At 68.5% G+C, this 13,526-nt stretch carries 15 protein-coding genes, 1 tRNA gene and 1 pseudogene; 12 read left to right on the top strand and 5 right to left on the bottom strand.

The features are described 5' to 3' along the window. Positions 1 to 43: 43 nt before the first annotated feature. The 5 genes and pseudogenes from ABZW96_RS18050 (at position 44) to ABZW96_RS18030 (ending at position 2,945) form a co-directional block, all read left to right on the top strand. Positions 44 to 117, top strand: a tRNA-Arg gene (locus ABZW96_RS18050). Positions 118 to 402: 285 nt separating this feature from the next. Continuing rightward, positions 403 to 1,374: an Lrp/AsnC family transcriptional regulator gene (locus tag ABZW96_RS18045; RefSeq protein WP_355075907.1), complete on the top strand. Its 972-nt coding sequence runs from the start codon at positions 403 to 405 to the stop codon at positions 1,372 to 1,374. Positions 1,375 to 1,534: 160 nt separating this feature from the next. Beyond that, positions 1,535 to 2,407 (top strand): VOC family protein, encoded by an 873-nt coding sequence (locus ABZW96_RS18040; protein ID WP_355075905.1) that lies wholly within the window; start codon positions 1,535 to 1,537, stop codon positions 2,405 to 2,407. A gap of 3 nt (positions 2,408 to 2,410) precedes the next feature. Then, positions 2,411 to 2,764 (top strand): annotated as a pseudogene (locus ABZW96_RS18035) (carboxylesterase family protein); the annotation flags it as partial. Between the two features lie 16 nt (positions 2,765 to 2,780). After that, the gene (locus tag ABZW96_RS18030; protein WP_355075998.1) at positions 2,781 to 2,945 is read left to right on the top strand and encodes a hypothetical protein; all 165 of its coding nucleotides are present in this window, start codon (positions 2,781 to 2,783) and stop codon (positions 2,943 to 2,945) included. Positions 2,946 to 2,976: 31 nt separating this feature from the next. On the opposite strand, the gene ABZW96_RS18025 is transcribed toward ABZW96_RS18030, so the two are convergent. Beyond that, positions 2,977 to 3,966, bottom strand: coding sequence for a zinc-binding alcohol dehydrogenase family protein (locus ABZW96_RS18025; protein ID WP_355075903.1), 990 nt, complete (start codon positions 3,964 to 3,966; stop codon positions 2,977 to 2,979). Positions 3,967 to 4,052: 86 nt separating this feature from the next. Here ABZW96_RS18025 and ABZW96_RS18020 point away from each other — a divergent pair, with 86 nt between their 5' ends. Continuing rightward, positions 4,053 to 4,382, top strand: coding sequence for a helix-turn-helix domain-containing protein (locus tag ABZW96_RS18020; protein WP_355075901.1), 330 nt, complete (start codon positions 4,053 to 4,055; stop codon positions 4,380 to 4,382). A 124-nt stretch (positions 4,383 to 4,506) separates the two neighbouring features. Here the strand turns inward: ABZW96_RS18020 and ABZW96_RS18015 are convergent, their stop codons facing one another. Then, positions 4,507 to 4,905, bottom strand: coding sequence for a group 1 truncated hemoglobin (locus ABZW96_RS18015; protein WP_355075990.1), 399 nt, complete (start codon positions 4,903 to 4,905; stop codon positions 4,507 to 4,509). Positions 4,906 to 5,052: 147 nt separating this feature from the next. Further along, positions 5,053 to 6,309 (bottom strand): diaminobutyrate--2-oxoglutarate transaminase, encoded by a 1,257-nt coding sequence (gene ectB / locus ABZW96_RS18010; RefSeq protein WP_355075899.1) that lies wholly within the window; start codon positions 6,307 to 6,309, stop codon positions 5,053 to 5,055. A 227-nt stretch (positions 6,310 to 6,536) separates the two neighbouring features. Between ectB and ABZW96_RS18005 the strand changes: the two genes are divergently transcribed. From ABZW96_RS18005 to ABZW96_RS17995, 3 genes are read left to right on the top strand one after another with little or no spacing between them, the layout of a single operon-like run. Next, entirely contained in the window at positions 6,537 to 7,310 is a 774-nt protein-coding gene (locus ABZW96_RS18005; protein ID WP_355075897.1) for an ABC-2 family transporter protein, read from the top strand. Then, the gene (locus ABZW96_RS18000) at positions 7,303 to 8,130 is read left to right on the top strand and encodes an ABC-2 family transporter protein (RefSeq protein WP_355075895.1); all 828 of its coding nucleotides are present in this window, start codon (positions 7,303 to 7,305) and stop codon (positions 8,128 to 8,130) included. The genes ABZW96_RS18005 and ABZW96_RS18000 overlap by 8 nt, the downstream gene beginning before the upstream one ends. Then, positions 8,127 to 9,113 (top strand): ATP-binding cassette domain-containing protein, encoded by a 987-nt coding sequence (locus ABZW96_RS17995; protein WP_355075893.1) that lies wholly within the window; start codon positions 8,127 to 8,129, stop codon positions 9,111 to 9,113. The genes ABZW96_RS18000 and ABZW96_RS17995 overlap by 4 nt, the downstream gene beginning before the upstream one ends. A 25-nt stretch (positions 9,114 to 9,138) precedes the next feature. Here the strand turns inward: ABZW96_RS17995 and ABZW96_RS17990 are convergent, their stop codons facing one another. Beyond that, the gene (locus ABZW96_RS17990; protein WP_355075891.1) at positions 9,139 to 9,816 is read right to left on the bottom strand and encodes a DUF4389 domain-containing protein; all 678 of its coding nucleotides are present in this window, start codon (positions 9,814 to 9,816) and stop codon (positions 9,139 to 9,141) included. Positions 9,817 to 10,054: 238 nt separating this feature from the next. Between ABZW96_RS17990 and ABZW96_RS17985 the strand changes: the two genes are divergently transcribed. From ABZW96_RS17985 to ABZW96_RS17975, 3 genes are all read left to right on the top strand, one after another. Next, positions 10,055 to 10,471 (top strand): hypothetical protein, encoded by a 417-nt coding sequence (locus ABZW96_RS17985; protein WP_355075889.1) that lies wholly within the window; start codon positions 10,055 to 10,057, stop codon positions 10,469 to 10,471. Between the two features lie 106 nt (positions 10,472 to 10,577). After that, on the top strand, positions 10,578 to 11,753 hold the full coding sequence (locus ABZW96_RS17980; RefSeq protein ID WP_355075887.1) for a PLP-dependent cysteine synthase family protein: 1,176 nt from the start codon (positions 10,578 to 10,580) through the stop codon (positions 11,751 to 11,753). Then, positions 11,750 to 12,988 carry an MFS transporter gene (locus ABZW96_RS17975; protein WP_355075885.1) on the top strand — a complete coding sequence of 413 codons (1,239 nt, stop codon included), beginning with the start codon at positions 11,750 to 11,752 and terminating at the stop codon, positions 12,986 to 12,988. Before ABZW96_RS17980 ends, ABZW96_RS17975 begins: the two co-directional genes overlap by 4 nt. A 43-nt stretch (positions 12,989 to 13,031) precedes the next feature. Here the strand turns inward: ABZW96_RS17975 and ABZW96_RS17970 are convergent, their stop codons facing one another. Beyond that, positions 13,032 to 13,352 (bottom strand): hypothetical protein, encoded by a 321-nt coding sequence (locus tag ABZW96_RS17970; RefSeq protein ID WP_355075883.1) that lies wholly within the window; start codon positions 13,350 to 13,352, stop codon positions 13,032 to 13,034. Positions 13,353 to 13,526: the final 174 nt, after the last annotated feature.

Genomic DNA, 13,526 nt, shown 5'->3' with positions numbered 1-13,526 from the left:
TCGCTGGACAGCACGGCCAATGTCGGCCATCGTAGAACCCGCTGCCTCCGTAGCTCAGTTGGATAGAGCAAGGGCCTTCTAATCCCTAGGTCGCAGGTTCGATTCCTGCCGGGGGCGCAACAACCCCTGTGACCTGTACATACAACGGGTCACAGGGGTAGTACCCACCGAGCGCGTCGCTCAAACACCAAAGAACATTGCCCGGTCGGCTTCCCTATCCGGAGCGTAATTTCGACGATCCGGCCGAGTTCGCCGACGACTTCGCGACCGAGTTGCGGCACCGCTTCGGAGCAGCCGGCCAGAAAGTACGGCGGCACGCCGAAGGTGGCCCGGAAGATCGCCGTGGGTGAGCACGCCCATGATGAGGATTCGGTCGCGGAGGGCCGCAGTACGCTGTCGCCGGTGAGTTCTCCGGTCCTGGACCACATCGATCGCGCGATCGTGCACGCGCTGCACATCGACGGGCGCGCGCCGTTCAGCCGCATCGCAGCGGTGCTCGGCGTGTCCGATCAGACGGTCGCACGGCGGTATCGCAGGCTGCGCGCCACCGGGCAACTGCGGGTGGTCGGCCTGCCGAACGCCCGGCGACTGGGGTGGGTGGAGTGGTTCGTCCGGGTCCAGGTGACCCCCGACGCGGCGGTGGCTGTCGCCGATGCGCTGGCCCGGCGGCCGGATACCTCGTGGGTCTGCCTCACCTCTGGCGGCACGCAGATCGTCTGCGTCACCCGCACCCGCAGTTCCCGAGAGAGCGATGCCCTGCTGCTCGGGCAGTTGCCGAAGACGCCGCGGGTCACCGGCGTCACCGCGCACTGCCTGCTGCGCGTCTTCGCGGGCGGTCCGGCCGGCTGGCACGGCCGGGCCGACTCGCTCACCGCCGAGCAGATCGCCGCGCTGGCCCCGTCTCAACAGGCGTCGACAGCGCCTGCGGAGGGCGACGAGGAATTGTTCGCCATCCTCGCGCAGGACGGTCGCGTCGGTTACTCCGACATCGCCCGGGCGACCGGGTGGTCCGAGATGACGGCCAAACGCCGCCTGGCCCAGTTACGCGAGTGCGGTGCGTTGTTCTTCGACGTGGATATCGATCCGGTACTGCTGGGATTCGAGACGCTGGCGATCCTGTGGCTGACCGTCGACCCGGCACGGGTGCGGCAGGCCGCCGAGGCGATCGCCGCGCATCCCGACGTCGCCTTCGCCGCCGCCACCACCGGCCCCACCAACCTGCTGCTGTTCGCGGCCTGCCGCGATGTGGACGCCCTCTACGACTTTCTCGAACAGGGCATCGGCAACCTACCGGGCATCCGCGGCGTGGAGAGCGCTCCGGTCATCCGTAACAGCAAGCGAGTCGGCGCAGCCCTCACCCGAACACGCCGCTGAGCGCGACACATACTTCCGCCCTATTCGGTGCTCAGTCCGGGCGGGAGCCGTTGCGTGGCCGGGTGAGCGATTCCACCATTGCAGACGGCAATATGTCGAAATCCCGCAATCAACGGGCGGTGACTGGAACAGGTGCCCCACGGCGGCCCAGCCTTTGGGCATGACCGACATCGATCGCATCGACCACTCCGTCCTCTACACCACCGACATGGATGCCACCGCCGGAACATACGAGGCGCTCGGCTTCACCCTCACGCCGCTGTCCATGCACATGGGCTCGGATCGGCCCGGTGGTGAGCGCAAACCGATGGGTGCGGGCAACCGGTGCGCGCTGTTCGGCTCGACCTACCTGGAACTGCTCGGGCTGTTCGGGGACGGTTCGGTCGATCCGTGGCAGATCCGGCCCCTGATCGCACAATACGAGGGTCTGCACGGCTGCTCGTTCGGCTGCGCGGACGCCGAAGCGGTCGAGCGCCGGCTGCGCGCGGCCGATCTGTCGTCGTCCGGGGTGCTGCCGCTGCAACGCGACGTGGACACCCCCGACGGCCCGGCGACCGCGCGGTTCGAGGCGGTGCACCTCGACCGCGCGCTGACCCCCGAGGGGCTGATCCACATCGCCCGGCATCTGACGCCCGAACTGATCCATCAGTCCCGCTACCTGGACCACGCCAACGGCGCCACCCACTTGCACAGCGTGCTGCTCGTCGTGGACGACACGGAACTGGCGGCGACCGTCGACCGCTACGCCCGCATCCTCGACGTCCGGCCGCTGACCGAGCCGCCGCTGACGGTCCTGCCGCTGACAGTGGGCCGGATGGAGATCGTCGCGGTCTCCGACTTCGAGGCGGTCCTGCCCGGGGAGCCGGTGCCCGCACTGCCCTACCTCGCGGGCCAGGCCGTCGCCGTCGCCGATCTCGACGCCGCGCGGAAACTGGTGGTTGGCAACGGTTTCACCGTGCGCGAGCTGCCCGGGGGATTCTTTGTCGGGGCTGCCGAGGCCCGCGGCGGGGCGGTCGCCTTCCTGGCGGCATGAGCGATGAACGAACTGGTACACGCGCCCGCCGGGGCATTGCGCGGTGTCAGCAGCGGGTCGGTGACCGCGTTTCGCGGCATCCCGTTCGGCCGGGCCGCGCGGTTCGCCGCGCCAGGGCCCGCTGCCGCCTGGACCGGGATACGCGATGCTCGGCGGCCGGGTCCGGCGTCTCCACAGCCACGCTCGCGGCTGGAACGGGTGATGGGGCCGGGCAGTGCTCTCGACAGAAGCGAGGACTGCCTGTCGCTGAACGTATGGACACCGGGCGGCACCGGGCTGCCGGTGCTGGTCTGGCTGCACGGCGGCGGGTTCTCCAGCGGTTCGGGCGCCGAAGCCTGGTACGACGGCTCCCTGTTGGCCGAGCGTGGGCGGAGTGTTCGGCCGTCTCGAGGCCTGGCGCACGGCGCCGATGCTGGCCGGCGCGGACCCGGCCGACCTGCGGCGACTGACCATGAAAGTGCAGCAGGCCTGCGCTGCGTTCGTGCACACCGGTGATCCCGGCTGGGCCGGGTTCCCGCACATCGAGCACTTCGTCTAGGTCCGTGTCTCGAGCCGAGATCACCGAAGCCTCACTCGCCGCCGATCGCGACGACGTACTTGCCGGAACCTCGTCCAGTGGCAAGCAGATCGTGTATTTCAGCGACCCGGTCCAGCGAGTCGACCACCGTCACCGGCAGTTCCAGTCCGCCGTCACCGACCTTGGCCAGACCGTCGGCGAGGGCCGCGGCGACTCTGTGCGGCACCGTGTCCCGCAGCCGGCTGATGCTGAACCCGATCAGGGCGACGTTGCCGCCGATGAGCCGGGCCAACGGCGGCAACGGCGTGGGCGTGCCACCGGTCGCGTTGCCGAACAGCACGATTCGCGCACCGGGCGCGGCCAGTTCCAGGTCGAGCTCGAGATTCGCGGTACCGGTCGGATCGAGGATGACGTCCACCCCGCCCGGGGCCGCGGCCCGCACCGCGGCGACGACATCCTCGCCGCGCGCGGTGACGACATCCCACCCCGCCGCGAGCCCGTCCGCGATCTTGTCCGGCCTGCCCACCGTGCCCAACCGCGGGCCCGCGCCCTCGGCGGCCGCCAGTCGCGCGACCGCGTGGCCGACTCCCCCGCTGGCCGAGTGCATGAGCACCGAGTCGCCGGGCCGCAGCCGGGCGGCATCGCGCAGCAACAACGTGGCGGTCGACAGCACGAGCGGCGCGGCGGCCGCGACCGGTAGCGGTACGGCGGCAGGTACCGCGGTGACCACGTCGGCGGAAGCGAGTGCGACCTCGGCCAGCCCGCCCGCGCGGGTCAACGCGGCGACGCGGTCTCCGACGGCGAAACGGTCGACCCCCGCGCCGAGCGCGCGCACCCGGCCCGCCACCTCCAACCCGGGCGTGTACGGCCAGCCGGAGGCATATCCCGCGTCGCCGCGTCGCGCCATGACATCCATGAAGTTGATACCTGCGTAGGCGACCTCGATCGCCAGCTCGCCCGGACCCGGGCGCGGCTCGTCGGTCGTGACGACCCGCGTCGTGGTGGCATCCGGCGCCGGACCGGTCAGCTGCACTGCCCGCATGAGGACCCCTTATTCGATGTTCGATGTTCGTCGAACATAGAATAAGCACGGTAGCCTGGTTTCACCAAGGGGGAAGGAGTGCGTACATGGCCCGATCGCAACGGAACACGGCCCCACCGCGGCACCCCGACGTCGCCGAGCTGGACCTCCTCGACATCCTGCACGCGCTGTCCGACCGGACCAGAATGTCGATCGTGCGGACGCTGTGGACCGGGCCGGAGCGGGTTTGCGGCACCTTTCCCGTGGATGTCGCGCCGTCGACGCTCAGCCATCACTTCCGTGTCCTACGCGAAGCCGGCCTGATCCACCAGCGAGACGAAGGCACCAAGCGCTGGACATCACTGCGCCGCAACGATATCGAGGCCCGGTTCCCCGGCCTCGTCGGCCACATAGTCGACGCCTTCGAACGCGCGTGAATCACACCGTGGTGCGCAACCGCCAGGACCCGAAAAGTGCGGCGACTACGGCGTAGGGCGCGGACCGCAGTCGCCGAGCCCGCCTGCCCGCCACCGGAAGCGGGCACGCCACCGGACCCGGCGGCTAGATCGTCGCGGTCGACGAGGCGATGTCGTCGGCCAGCGGGGCGATGGCGCCCAGGATCTGGGCGACCAGATCGGCGGGCACGCCCGCCGCGGTGAGCGACGCCTCCAGATGCCCCGCCACCAAGCCGAAGTGCTGCATGGTGATACCCCGGCCCTGGTGTACCTGCTTCATCGGAGCACCGGTGTACGGGATGGGACCGCCGAGGGCCGCGGCGAAGAACTCGACCTGTTTTCCCTTCAAGCGCGACATGTTCGTGCCGGTGAAGAATCCGGCCAGCTCACCGTCGGCGAGCACGCGGGTATAGAAATCTTCCACGACGACCTCGAGTGCCGCGTGACCGCCGATCTGGTCGTAGATGCTGCTGGTTGTCTTGCTCTTCCCGAGCCAGGAGGGCATTCGCATGGCTACCAGGACACCACCGGACTGTTGCGTCCGGATTAGTACAGTGTCGCGACTCTTTTGCCTTCGTCGCAGCGCGATTACTCGCTCCTCACCGCCACGCGGGCATCGCTGAGATAGTTTCGCAACACGTACGGAAAGCCTTCATCCGCACACCGCTTCCATCGCTGCCGCCAATAGCCGGATGCCGTGGTCGATCTCGTCGTCGGCGATCGTCAGGGGCGGCATCAATTTGATCACCTCGTCCATCGAACCGGACGTCTCCACGAGCAAGCCACGATCGAAAGCGGCCCGGCCGACCTTTTCCGCGAGAGACGTGTCCTCGAACGCGACGCCGTGCACCAAACCCCGCCCCCGCGTCGAGACTCCGGGGAAGGTCGAGACGAATTCGCCCAGGGCTCGCGCGATCCGCTCCCCCTTGGCGACGGTCGCGAGTTCCAGTGCGGAATCCGACCAATAGTGCTCGAGCGCGACACGCCCCGTCACGAACGCCGCGTTGTTGCCCCGGAAGGTGCCATTGTGCTCACCGGGCGCCCACTGATCGAGCTCCGGCCGGAACAACACCAACGCCATCGGCAGACCGTAGCCGCCGATCGACTTCGACAACGTCACGATATCGGGCCTGATCTCGGCGACCTCGAAAGAGAAGAACGGCCCGGTACGGCCGCAACCCATCTGCACGTCGTCGACGATCAACAGAATGCCACGGGCCGAACACAATTCGGCCAGTCCACGCAACCACTCCGCCCGGGCCACATTGATGCCGCCTTCGCCCTGCACCGTCTCCACGATCACCGCCGCAGGCTTGTCCAACCCCGATGACGGATCATCCAGCGCCTTACGCATCCACAGCAGATCGTCGGCGACACCGAGATACCCGTCGTATGGCATCGGCATCGCGTGCCCGAGCGGCACCCCTGCACCCGACCGCTTCGCGGCGTTCCCGGTCACCGCCAGCGCGCCCAGCGACATCCCGTGGAAAGCGTTGGTGAAGCTCAGCACGGTCTGCCGCCCGGTCACCTTGCGCGCGAGCTTCAACGCGGCCTCGACCGCGTTGGCTCCGGTCGGCCCGGGGAACTGGACTTTCCAATCCAGCCCGCGCGAGGCGAGGACGTTGTCGCGCAACACTTCCAGCAACCGCCGCTTGGCGACGGTGGACATGTCCAGCCCGTGGGTGATGCCGTCCCCGGCGATGTAGTCGAGCAGCGCCCGCTTGAGTACGGGGTTGTTGTGGCCGTAGTTGAGCGAGCCCGCGCCCGCGAAGAAATCCAAGTACTCCTTGCCGTTCTCGTCGCGCAACCACGCTCCGCTGGCGGTGTCGAAGACGGCGGGCCAGCAGCGACAGTACCCGCGCACGTTCGATTCGAGTGCCTCGAAAACAGTCATCTCGGCGACGGTCATCGGCGTTCCTTACTCATCATGCGCGAGCGCTCCACAATCTGAAGTGAGAGTGTTTCTAACATCGACGCAGCCCGGATGTGGCCTTTTCTTCAAAACGCGCCGAAGCCTTTCCCGCTCCGCGCCGCGGCCAGTAGAGTCAACTCCTTGTGCGCGGCAGACCGGAGGGGGGCGGACAGCGTGCCGTCAGAGAACGATTTCGCAGCGCCGTCGCCCTCTACACATCCCTCGTGGGCGCCGGATTCCGCAGACAGTGGCAATACAAAATGGCCATGTTCGCGGGGCTGTTCACCAACTGCGTGTTCGGGTTCGTCCGCGCGGCCGTCCTCGCCGCGGCGGTGGATGCCGCGGGCGACTTCGGCGGGTACGACCGGGGCAGCGTCGGCGCCTACGTGTGGCTCTCCCAGGGGCTGCTCGGCGCGGTGCAGTTCATGGGACCGCTGGGACCGCTGGACGATCGGGTGAAGAACGGCGACATCGCGATCGATTTCCTGCGCCCGGTCGACATCCAATGCGGTTATCTCGCCGATGATCTCGGGCGCGCGGCGTGCACTTTCCTGCCGCGCGGAGTGCCGAGCGTGCTGGTGGGCACGCTCACCTTCGGGCTGGCGATGCCGGTCACGCCCGGTCCCTACCTGCTCGGAGCGGTGAGTGTCCTGCTGGCGGTGGTCATCTCGTTCCTGTGCCGGTTCCTCGTGGTGCTGATCGGATTCTGGGTCGTGGAAACCCGCGGCATCCGGGTGCTGTACTACGCCGCGGGCACGTTCCTGGCCGGACTGTTCGTGCCGGTGCACATGTTCCCATCGTGGCTGGGCGCCATCGCGGCGGCCACGCCTTTCCCGTCGATTCTGCAGTCTCCGATCGACGTGCTCTCGGGACGGATCACCGGCGCGGAAGCACTCTCGGTCGTCGGGATCCAAGTGTTCTGGGTGGTGGTCACCGCGATCGCCGGACGCGTGCTGCTCGTCGCGGGCCGACGCAGGCTGGAGGTGCAGGGTGGGTGACATCGTTGCCCCGCGCACCGAGTCGTGGTCGACGCCCTACGTGGCCGTGTTGCGCTCCAGGATCCGGGCGCAGCGCAGCTACCGGTTGTCGTTCGCCAGTGAGCTTCTGAGCGCATTTCTGGTGGGCCTGGTCGAATTGGCCGAGGTGTGGCTCATCTTCCGCACCGCACGCGTCCTCGGCGGCCTCGACCTGGACGGCGCACTGCTTCTGTTCGGGTTGAGCAACACGAGTTTCGCGCTGTCCCAGGTGCTTTTCGGCCACCTCGACACGCTGCCGGTGCTGATCCGGATGGGCCAGCTCGACGCCTACCACCTGCGGCCGCAACCACTGCTGCTGCAATTGATCACCAGCGACATCTCCCTGCGCCGGTTCGCTCGCGCCTCGGTCTCGATCGTCGCGCTGGTGACCGGTGCGGCACGCAACGACATCGCCTGGAGTTCGACCACGGCCGCGCTGCTCGCACTCACGCTGGTCGGCGGTATCGCACTGTTCGGCGGGGTGTTCGTCTGCGCCGCCGGATTGCAGTTCTATCTGATCGACGGCTCCGAGCTCACCAACAGTTTCACTTACGGCGGCTCGTTCGCGGCGACGCAACCGGCGTCGGTGTTCCCCACTCCCATGCGGCTGCTGTTCGGGTTCGCGATTCCGGTCTCGTTCACGGCCTATCTGCCCACCCTCGCGCTGCTCGGCTTGCCCGGCCCTCCGCTGCTGCCCGCCTGGCTGGCCTGGCTCACCCCGGCGGCGGCGCTGTGGGTCTGGCTGCTGGCGCTGGGTTTGTGGCGATCGGGCACTCGGCACTACCAGGGAGGCGGCGGATGAGCACGGGCAGCCCGGAGGCGATCATCGACATGGAGAGCCTCACCAGGCAGTTCATCCTGTATCGCAAAAACGGCCGCCGCTGGCGCAGGCGCCGCGAGACGCTCACCGCCGTCGACGGGATGACCGTCCGGATCGAGCGGGGCGCCGCCGTCGGCTACATCGGCGCCAACGGCGCGGGCAAGTCCACCACGATCAAAATGCTCACCGGCATCCTGGTCCCCACCGCGGGCACCGTGCGCACCTGCGGGCTGGATCCCGTGCGGCAGCGACGTGAACTGGCCGGGCGGATCGGCGTGGTGTTCGGCCAGCGCTCGCAACTGTGGTGGGATCTGCCCCTGCGCGAGTCGTTCTCGATCCTCGCCGCGATCCACCGGTTGGAGCCGGGCGCCGCGCGCAAGCGCGCGCACGAACTGATCGAGCAGCTGGAAATGGCCGACACACTCGACACACCGGTGCGCCAGCTCTCGCTGGGCCAGCGCATGCGCGCGGAAGTTGCCGCGGCACTGCTGCATTCGCCCGAGTTGGTCATCCTGGACGAGCCCACGATCGGCCTCGATGTGCTGTCCAAACAACGGCTGCGCGAGTTCCTGCGCACGGAGCGGGCCGAGCGCGGTACGACCCTGCTGCTTACCACCCACGATATGGGCGATATCGAAAGGCTTTGCGAGCGTGTGCTCGTCGTGGATCACGGACACTTGGTGTACGACGGGTCGCTGACCGGCCTGGCGGCCACCGTCGGCGCGCGCCGGGTACTGGTGGTCGACCTGGCCGAACCGGCGCCCGACCTCGACGATCTACGCTGCGCCCAGCTGCTCGGCACCGAAGGCGACGGTATGCGGCAGCGGCTGGCCTTCGATCCCGAGCAGATCACGGCCGCGCAATTGCTGGCCGCGGTGTCGGAGCGCGCCGAAGTGCGGGACCTGTCGATCGAGGAGCCCGAGATCGAGGACGTCGTCCGGCGGATATACGAATCCGCCCGCTGAACAGGCGGGCGGATTCGGTACCGGTTCAGTCGGGCTCGCGAGCGCCCTGGTCGAGCCGGAAGGGCGGGTACTCGTCCCGCATCAAACCGGCATAGGCCTGCACGCGGATGATCCAGCGATTGACGCCCATCACGAAGTCGTAGATGCCCTGCGGGTAGCGCGCCGTGAACAGCAACCCGATCAACGCGACGATCAGCAGGATGCTCAGCAACGAGATCGAGCCGCCGCCCCAGTCGTCACCGTCGCTCCCCGCGATCGCGATGCCGCCGCTGAGCACCGCGCCGACGATCAGGTAGTGCGGAATGGCGAGCAGCCACCACTTCACCAGCACCAGGCCGCGGTGCAAGGTCTCCGGATAGTCGATCTCCAGGTCGGCCGGGTAGTCCGCGTTCGGTTGCAGGCTGAACGGCGGGTACTTGTCGGTGCCCAGTACCGAGAGCGCGTAGAAAGTCACCCGCCATCCCCAGCGCATGACGCCCACGTTGAAGTCGAACAGTCCCCGCGGGTACTTGCCGGTGATCAGGATGGCGAAGAAGGCCACCACCGTGAGCACGGCGTACGCGATGTGTAGGAAGAACAGCACGACGTAGTGCGGAATCGCCAGTAGCCACTTGACCAGCCACAGCCACCGCGACAGCGCGGAGTCCAGATCGCCTCGAACACGAATCGGGCTGGGCGGCGTGACGGGCTTCTCGAGTTCCATGAGCAACGCTCCTTACGGTTGCTGTGATCCATGCCACAACCAGTAGGTGTCCTGATTGTCGCGTATTCGGCCGCCGGCGAACGGCACCATCTGATACCGACATGCCAACGAATCGGGGTGCATTCGGTCTTCGGCAAACGACCGGCGTTGTGCCGCAGCCGATATCACCCGCACCGCGACCGCATCGTCGTTCCCGCCCGCGGATCGTCGCGCGGGCGAACTTGTACCATCGGACAGCGTGACGTTCGGCGCGCTGCGGCTACCGGTGATCCGGATGATCGTGGCTCTCACGTACACCGTCTGGGTGGTCGCCATGGCGGTGCCCCAGTGCCATGTCTTCGGCCACGCTGTCGCGTCACACGCCCACATCGAAGCGTCCGGGCCCGTCGTGGCCTCTATCGTCTCCCCGGCGATCCTCGTCGACCGGCATCAGCACGCCGCCGAACCGGACCGGCATGTGCCCGCCGATGGTGTGCTCGCCGCCCTGCCGCGCGCTGTCTCGCTGCTGCTGTTGCTGTTGATCGCGTCCGTGTCGGTGCTGCTCGCGGCCCCTGGGTCCGCGCTCGGGGGCGGCGTGCGCGCACCCCCGGTCGCGACCCTCCCGGTGTATCCGGGCAGAGACAGACTCACTCGATTCGGCATCGATCGGAACTGATCGGTCAGCGTCAGGCCGGAGCCTGCCGGGGCCCGGCCGGTGTTCGTGCGAAGTCCGCACTCACACCGTCGCTGCGACAGCGACCGCACAGAATCGACGATTCCCTATGACTTCTGCGCTGCAGAACCCGGCTGTGCCCGATCCCGCTCCGCGCGAACCGGAGACGACCCCGCTCGCGAGCCCGGCGAGTCTCCTGACGGCGGCCCAGCGCTGTCCGCGTCCGGCGACCATGGTGGGCAACACGCCCGTGCTCTGGATCACCGAACCGCTCGGCGGCACAACGCGACCGGACGGCCTCGGCTTCTGGGCCAAGCTGGAGGGCGCCAACCCCGGCGGCATGAAGGACCGGCCCGCGCTGCACATGGTCGAGCGCGCCATCGCGCGCGGTGCGCTCGCACCTGGCGCTCCGATCATCGAATCCACCAGCGGCACGCTCGGTCTGGGCCTGGCGCTGGCGGGAATGGTGTATCGCCACCCGGTCACGCTGGTCACCGACCCCGGCTTGGAACCGCTCATGCACCGGATGCTCGCGGCCTACGGCGCGCGGGTGGAACTGGTCACCGAGCCGCACCCCACCGGCGGCTGGCAGCAGGCGCGGCGCGACCGCGTCGCCGAACTGCTGGCGCGCGATCCGCGGGCTTGGTGCCCGGACCAGTACCGCAACCCCGACAACCAGGACGCCTACGAGACCCTGGCGCTCGAGTTGGTCGCCCAGCTGGGCAGGATCGACGTCCTGGTCTGCTCGGTCGGCACCGGCGGCCATTCCGCGGGGATCACCCGCACGCTGCGCCGATACTTTCCGCACCTGCGCTTGGTCGGCGTCGACACGGTGGCGTCCACGATCTTCGGACAGCCCGCGGGGCCACGGCTGATGCGCGGGCTGGGTTCGAGTATCCACCCGGACAACGTCGACTATTCGGCGTTCGACGAGGTGCACTGGGTCGCGCCCGCGGAGGCGGTCTGGGCCTGCCGCAGACTCGCCGCGACACACCACGCCAGCGGCGGCTGGAGCGTCGGCGCGGTCGCCCTGGTCGCGGGCTGGCTCGCCCGCACCGGCGATCCGGCCACGCGGATCGCCGCGGTCTTTCCCGACGGACCGCTGCGCTACTTCGACACGGTGTACAACGACGACTACTGCCGCGAGCACGGCTTGCTCGACGTCGCACCACCCACCGCACCGCTGCGCATCGCGCATCCGTCCGACGCCGTCGCGCTCTCGTGGACCCGGTGCACGACGGTCGTCGATCCCCGCGACGCCGCCGGGAAGGAGCGGACGCGATGACCGATCTGATCGCCACCTACCGCGGCTTCAACCGTCCCAGCCGGATGCTGATGGTCAATCAGTTCGCCATCAACACCGGCTTCTACATGCTGATGCCCTACCTGGCCGGTTACCTGGCCGGTCCGCTCGGGCTGGCCGCGTGGGCGGTCGGGCTCGTCCTCGGTATCCGCAACTTCTCCCAGCAGGGCATGTTCCTCGTCGGCGGCACGCTGGCCGATCGACTCGGCTACAAGCCGCTCATCGTGACCGGATGCCTGCTGCGCACCGGCGGTTTCGCGCTGCTCGCGGTCGCGGACACGCTGCCCTCGCTGCTGGTGGCCTCGGCCGCGACCGGCTTCGCGGGCGCGTTGTTCAACCCGGCGGTCCGCGCGTATCTGGCGGTCGACTCGGGCGAGCGCCGGGTGGAGGCGTTCGCCGTGTTCAACGTCTTCTACCAGGCGGGCATACTGTTCGGCCCGATCGCCGGGCTCGCGCTGATGGCCGTCGACTTCCGTGCGACCGCCACGGGCGCCGCGGTGGTGTTCGGCGTGCTGACGCTGGCCCAGTTACGCGCGCTGCCGCAGCACCGCGCCGAGCCGAAAACCACCTCGGTGCTGGACGATTGGCGCGTGGTGCTGGCCAACCGCCCGTTCCTGCTGTTCGCCGCGGCGATGATCAGTTCCTCGGTCCTGGCCTTCCAGGTCTACCTGGCGTTGCCGGTGCACGCCGCACGGATCGCGGGCGACTCGGCCACCGTGCTGATGACGGCGGTGTTCGTACTGTCCGGGTTGATCGCGATCGCCGGGCAACTGCGCATCACCCGCTGGTTCGGGCAGCGGTGGGGCCGCGCGCACAGCCTGGCGCTCGGCATGGCGATACTCGCGTCCGCGTTCGTGCCGCTGGTGGTGATCCCGGGCACCGGTTTCGGCGTGGGGCCCGCGATCGGCGCACTGCTGTTGACCGCGGTCGCGCTGGGAATCGGTGCGGCAGCGGTCTTTCCGTTCGAAATGGACACCGTGGTCGCGTTGTCGGGCAACCGCCTGGTGGCGACGCACTACGGCCTCTACAACACCATCGTCGGTATCGGCATCCTGCTCGGGAATCTGGGCATCGGAACGCTGCTGGACCGCACGCGCGAGGCCGGGATGAGCGCACTGGCGTGGGCCGCGCTCGTCGCCGTGGGAGCAGCCGCGGCGGCGGGGCTGTTCGCGCTCGCCCGCTCCGGACGGCTCGACGCACCGCTACCGGTTGGGTGATCGATCGGACCGTCCTGGATGTGCGCCTCCGGGACGGTCCGCCTCAGGCCGGTCCGCTCGACTGCGCCGAATACAGGCTGACCTCGCCACCCTCACTGAGAAAAGCGTTGACCAGCATGGTACGGGTGGTTCGCAGCTCCTCCTCGTCCGGCGCGGCGGTGGTGATCGAGATCTGCGGGATGACCGCCCAGTTGACCACGTAGCGCTCCGGCGGGCCGTCGTCGTCGGACAGCCGGGCGAGACGGAAGACCGAGACGGTCTTGCGGACGATCAGATCACGCACGACCTCCGCGATTCGCTCAGGGTCTTCCAGCGCGAACATGAAGCCGAATGTCAGCTCCGGCGATGACACGTAGGCGGGCACGAATACCGAGGCTAGCCCATGCGGCGGTGGCGCGCAGCGCACGCACCGAATCGGTTGCTGCTCATACGCTCGACAATTTCGAGAACGCACCGCCGAGCGCCGGTCCGGGTGACCGATCCGTAACGGAATATAACGATTTCCCGGCAGCTTTCGGATTCACAGACCAGAGTATTG

It is taken from the genome of Nocardia sp. NPDC004168, assembly GCF_040610355.1.
Classification (GTDB): domain Bacteria; phylum Actinomycetota; class Actinomycetes; order Mycobacteriales; family Mycobacteriaceae; genus Nocardia; species Nocardia sichangensis.
The sequence above is the reverse complement of the archived record's forward strand: the minus strand, read 5'-3'. Positions and strand labels throughout refer to the sequence as shown.

Coding starts and splice junctions, on each gene's coding strand:
- ABZW96_RS17995 (WP_355075893.1), top strand. CDS start 8,127: ATGAGCACGGGCAGCCCGGAGGCGATCATCGACATGGAGAGCCTCACC.
- ABZW96_RS18025 (WP_355075903.1), bottom strand. CDS start 3,966: ATGCGGGCAGTGCAGCTGACCGGTCCGGCGCCGGATGCCACCACGACG.
- ABZW96_RS17990 (WP_355075891.1), bottom strand. CDS start 9,816: ATGGAACTCGAGAAGCCCGTCACGCCGCCCAGCCCGATTCGTGTTCGA.
- ABZW96_RS17975 (WP_355075885.1), top strand. CDS start 11,750: ATGACCGATCTGATCGCCACCTACCGCGGCTTCAACCGTCCCAGCCGG.
- ABZW96_RS18020 (WP_355075901.1), top strand. CDS start 4,053: ATGGCCCGATCGCAACGGAACACGGCCCCACCGCGGCACCCCGACGTC.
- ABZW96_RS18015 (WP_355075990.1), bottom strand. CDS start 4,905: ATGCCCTCCTGGCTCGGGAAGAGCAAGACAACCAGCAGCATCTACGAC.
- ABZW96_RS18040 (WP_355075905.1), top strand. CDS start 1,535: ATGACCGACATCGATCGCATCGACCACTCCGTCCTCTACACCACCGAC.
- ABZW96_RS17980 (WP_355075887.1), top strand. CDS start 10,578: ATGACTTCTGCGCTGCAGAACCCGGCTGTGCCCGATCCCGCTCCGCGC.
- ectB (WP_355075899.1), bottom strand. CDS start 6,309: ATGACCGTCGCCGAGATGACTGTTTTCGAGGCACTCGAATCGAACGTG.